Consider the following 2,770-nt stretch of genomic DNA (forward strand, 5'->3'; position numbering starts at 1 on the left):
ACGATTCGGTATTCGATCGAGTAGAGCGAGATCGTTTTCCGAGCTGTTTTAACTGCTTGCATGACTCGCTTTAAGTCGTCTGGATGCACGCAGTTTTTCCACACTGCGATCGTTGCTTCGCCGCCTGGTGCCGGTTCGGCGCCGAAAATCCTGAAATGGTTCGCCGACCAAATTACGCGATTTGTGAGCACGTCTAGATCCCAGGTTGCCATGCCCGAGCCTTCGATGGCGATGCTCAAACGTTCTTCGCTTTGAGCGAAGGCTGTTTCAGTTTGTTTGCGATCGCTAATATCTGTCAGCGATCCCGCGGCGCGCACCGGATTTCCCGATTCGTCCCAAATTGCTCGCCCTCGGGCTAAAACCCATTTATAGCGCCCGTCCCGACAGCGGATGCGGTACTCGCAGCAGTAATGCGAGGTTTCTCGCTGCAAGTGCTGCTGCCAAGTGCTCTGCATTTTCTCCAAATCGTCGGGATGAATCCAGCTCAAATATTGTGCGAAGTCGGTGAATTCTTCCCGCCCGCGTTCCACAATCTCTAACAGGCGATCGCTCACTACAAAGCAACTTGTTTGCAGGTTGCGATCCCAAATGCCGTCGCTGTTGCCGGCACAGGCTAGCTGCCAGCGTTCTTCGCTTTCTCTGAGCGCTTCTTTGGTGCGCTCGGCGCGATCGACTTTTAGGGCGGCAACGGCAAAGTCTGCCAGCGCGATCGCGATCCGCAAATCTTCCGCATCGAATTGGCGATCGTCGTCGTGAGATACAATCCAGATTGCTCCCAGCGGTTGATTGGACGATCGCAGCGGCACGACTAATGCTTCGGCGATCGGCAATTCTGGCTTGGGCAAGTCGGGAAAGTATTGTTCTGGATGGAAGTACAACTGGGGAGTTTGGAGGTCTCGATCGGCTCCCGACAATCGCAATCTGCGGGGTGTATTTGTGTGTTCTGCGGCTTCCCACGCGCCTGCCAAGGCTTCCCAGCGATATATTTGTTCGGATGTTGCATTTTCTTCTAGCAAGCAGACTCCGACGCTGCCTGCGCCGCACAAATCTCGGGCGATCGCCACCAATGTTTCGAGCAGCGCGTGAGGCTCGGTTGCGAGTTTTCGGGCTAGCTTTTGCAGCGCCCGGTTTTCGGCTTGCAGGTTCCGAGATCGAGGGGTGCGGCGCGACAGTTCCTCGGCGATCGGAATGTCCGCTAAATCTGTTTCTGGGGTTTGCCAAACTTCCATCAATTAGTCGTCTCTATGTCTTGCTGTCTGAGCGGGCGATCGTCTACAGCACTTTTGCTGGGGAAAGTAGGTACTACCACGGGTAGGGAGGCGGCGCCGTGCCTTTGGTCGTGTCAACTTAAGCTACAACCAATAGTCCGGCAGGGAATGAATTCCCTGCCTCAAAGCTAAAGTCGTCGGTCGCCGACTAATGAGTTCTTCAGTCCTCTTTGAGAGGACTGTCTTCTATCAGAGAAGGAATTCATTCCCGCGGACGGACTGACGGGCCCACAGAAGGACTGGGCGGACTGGTAGCTTGAGCTGACACCTGTGGACAGCGCTGTGTCTAACCGGCACTCGCTCCGGGCGATCGGGGTGTACTTCCTAAACGTGGAATCTGCTGTATTTATCAGCACCCATTTAAAGCATCTGCTATATTATATTATCTACCGACAGACAGAATCAGTTATCTATCTTGGGAATTAGTTTTTAGTTTTCAGGGCAGAAGATGATTTGCTTGCCGGCCTTTGCTCTTGCCGCCACAATATGCACAATTTTATTCCAGAATCCCGCTTTTTTCCCTATCTGACTTGGACAGAGATTCAGTCGATGCCGGACAAGGAAAATACTGTGATAATTCAGCCGCTAGGTGCGATCGAACAACACGGCCCGCACTTGCCTTTAATTGTGGATGCGGCAATTAGTACAGCCGTGACTGGCCGAGCACTGGCCAAGTTAGATGCAAATATTCCCGCTTACGCTTTGCCACCTTTGTATTACGGCAAATCAAACGAACACTGGCATTTTCCAGGTACAATTATGCTCAGCGCTCAGACACTTTTAGCCGTAATTAGTGACATTGCAGACAGTATTTATCGCGCCGGATTTCGCAAATTGGTTTTGATGAATGCTCACGGCGGACAGCCGCAGGTAATGGAAATTGCGGCGCGGGATATTCATCAAAAATATCAAGATTTTTCGGTGTTTCCGCTGTTTGTTTGGCGGGTGCCGAATGTGGCGGCCCAATTGCTAACTGCGAAGGAGTTAGAATTGGGAATTCATGCGGGAGATGCGGAAACGAGTTTGATGTTGTCAATTTTGCCGCAACAGGTGAAAATGGATCGAGCAGTTTGTGAGTATCCGAGGGATTTGCCTGCTGACAGTTTGCTGAGTATGGAAGGTGATTTGCCTTTTGCTTGGCTGACGCGGGAGTTGACTGATAGCGGTGTGCTGGGCGATGCGACGGTGGCGACGAAGGAAAAGGGATCTCGTATTCTGGAATCTCTATCTGACGGCTGGCTAAAAGTCATCAAAGATGTGCACAAGTTTCGACAGCCCGGAAGTTCGGCAACGGATTCTGTAACGGATGTCACGGATGGAAGTCGGATGGAATTTGGAAGAGGGAAAAAGATCGATGTGGAAATGCAGTCACAACAATAGTTGCAGCAATTAAGAACGTTGTAACTGTCTTGACGGATTCTGTAACGGATGTCACGGATGGAAGTCCGATGGAATTTGGAAGAGGGAAAAAGATCGATGTGGAAATGCAGTCACAACAATAG

General features: G+C 51.4%; 2 protein-coding genes. One reads left to right on the forward strand and one right to left on the reverse strand.

The features are described from left to right. Positions 1–1,229, reverse strand: a 1,229-nt coding sequence (locus tag QT974_RS19105) for a GAF domain-containing protein (RefSeq protein ID WP_333470012.1), incomplete at its 3' end; no start/stop codon positions are given. Positions 1,230–1,754: 525 nt separating this feature from the next. Between QT974_RS19105 and QT974_RS19110 the strand changes: the two genes are divergently transcribed. Further along, complete coding sequence (locus tag QT974_RS19110) at positions 1,755–2,648, forward strand: creatininase family protein (protein ID WP_333470013.1); 894 nt, start codon at positions 1,755–1,757, stop codon at positions 2,646–2,648. The last annotated feature ends 122 nt before the right edge of the window (positions 2,649–2,770 follow it).

It is taken from the genome of Microcoleus sp. BM001215392 (genome assembly GCF_036700185.1).
Taxonomy (GTDB): domain Bacteria; phylum Cyanobacteriota; class Cyanobacteriia; order Cyanobacteriales; family Microcoleaceae; genus Microcoleus.